Here is a 1,625-nt window from a genome sequence, read left to right as displayed (position 1 = left end):
CGTCGGAGTAGTCGTTGGCGTAGTTGACCCCGATGATCATCGCCACCGCGACCACCAACGCGAGCAACGCCTTCCACCACGATGCGGCGCCGAGCCACGCGGCGGCGCCCGTTCCGGCGAACACCGGCGCGACGGCGTTGGGCAGCGTTCGGGGGCGCGCCCCCTCGACCCACTGGGCGATACTGGCCACGGGCGTCAGTCTTGCACGCGTCCGGTGGCGCTCGTCGTGGCAGACTGAACGCATGGACGACCGACTGAGCAAGGCCGAGATCCGCAAGGACGCCGTGCAGGAGATCGTCGGGGCGGGCGCATCGACGGTCGGCGAGGTGACGTCGATCATCACGTCTGCGGTCAAGGATGTCGCGAATGCCATCGGTGGGCTCGCGACCGACGTGTTCGAGATCCGCGACGGAGCCCGGCGCGCATCTCGGCACACCGAGGACGAGCCCGACGACGTCTAGGCCGTCACCGGGGTCGCTGATCCCTGGTGGCGCCGATGCCCGGCACCACCTCTCGAGTTGTGCTGCGCGCGTAGCTGTCCCGTGCTGCGGTGTCCCCGGAGACCAGCACTGATCCCCAGTCGACCTCGGGATGTCCGACGAGTCTGCTCGGGACCTCGTTCAGTTCCCCGAAAGTGGCGAGTCCGGCGAAGGTGCCACCGAGGTCTGATCTGCGGTCCTCGGTGAACCAGGGGCGGGGCGATTCGATCACCGTGCGCGGCGTCTGCGCCAGTCCGCCGGAGACCTCGGCGATGTTCTGCACGCAGGGGAACAGGAACGACATCGGCCAACTGATCAGCACCGGTCCGTTGTCGGCCAGGAAGTCGTTGAGCGGAATGCTGGTGCGTAACCGTGGGCCGGTGAAGGCCAGCCAGCCCGCCTCGTCGGTGCGGCCGTCGACGGCGTGGATACGTACCCGGTCGGCGCCGGCGGGGACGCCGGCGGAGTCGACCCCCACCGACCGCCACAGCGGATGCTCGGGATCCTCGTCGGAGGCCGGTCGGTCGACCGGCGCGCCCGAACCGAGCACCGTCACGTCTGCGCCGTCCGTCCTGCCGAACTCCAGACGCAGCGTGTTGGCACCGGAGGTGCGTCCTGAAATGGACAGGGCCACTCCGGCGTCGGGTGCCAGTGGCGGCAGCACGAACCATTCGGTGGTGATCTCCGCGGTGGCCGGGCCGTCGGCGGTCCAACTGCCCCACATGTGAGCCGACGTGCCGGATCCCGGTGGGTCCGGGGGAGGTGCGCCGGGATAGAAGCCCGCCAGCGCGGCGAAACCGGATGGCTGGACACCCGGTCCCGCCGCTGCCAGCACTTCGCCGTCGGGCAACAGCTCGATGTCGTCGGCCAACCCGCACACCTGGGTCGATGCGATCCGGTTCAGGTTCGTCATCGCCAGTGAACCGGCGGGCCGGCGCACCGGCGCGGCGACAAAAGATCCGACCAGCAGCACCAGCGCGGTGGCGAACGCGACGAGCGTCATCACCGCGGGACCGAGCGCGGCGATCTGCGCGCGTCGAACGCGCCGCAAGGCCATCGCGGTGAGGGTGCCCGCCGCCAGCAGACCCACCCAGAGCAGCGGGTTGTTCAGCGGTGCGCCCGCCGGTCGCACCGGTTCCGACGGCC

The 1,625-nt window shown here is 70.3% G+C and carries 2 protein-coding genes and 1 pseudogene; 1 reads left to right on the top strand and 2 read right to left on the bottom strand.

Annotated features, from left to right (window positions below):
- Positions 1–190, bottom strand: a pseudogene (locus tag WA965_RS07665) (1,4-dihydroxy-2-naphthoate polyprenyltransferase); the annotation flags it as partial.
- A gap of 52 nt (positions 191–242) precedes the next feature.
- On the opposite strand from WA965_RS07665, the gene WA965_RS07660 reads away from it, so the two are divergent.
- Positions 243–461, top strand: coding sequence for a hypothetical protein (locus WA965_RS07660; protein WP_526293909.1), 219 nt, complete (start codon positions 243–245; stop codon positions 459–461).
- Between the two features lie 4 nt (positions 462–465).
- Here WA965_RS07660 and WA965_RS07655 read toward each other — a convergent pair.
- Positions 466–1,625: arabinosyltransferase C-terminal domain-containing protein (locus WA965_RS07655; RefSeq protein ID WP_526447310.1), on the bottom strand; the 1,160-nt coding region annotated here is incomplete at its 5' end.

The organism is Mycobacterium sp., assembly GCF_049683935.1.
In the GTDB taxonomy this organism is placed as follows: Bacteria; Actinomycetota; Actinomycetes; order Mycobacteriales; family Mycobacteriaceae; genus Mycobacterium.
This window is presented reverse-complemented; position numbering and strand designations above follow the sequence as displayed.

What these genes read in the sequence shown, in the direction of transcription:
- WA965_RS07660 (WP_526293909.1), top strand. Translation starts at nt 243, where the DNA reads ATGGACGACCGACTGAGCAAGGCCGAGATCCGCAAGGACGCCGTGCAG.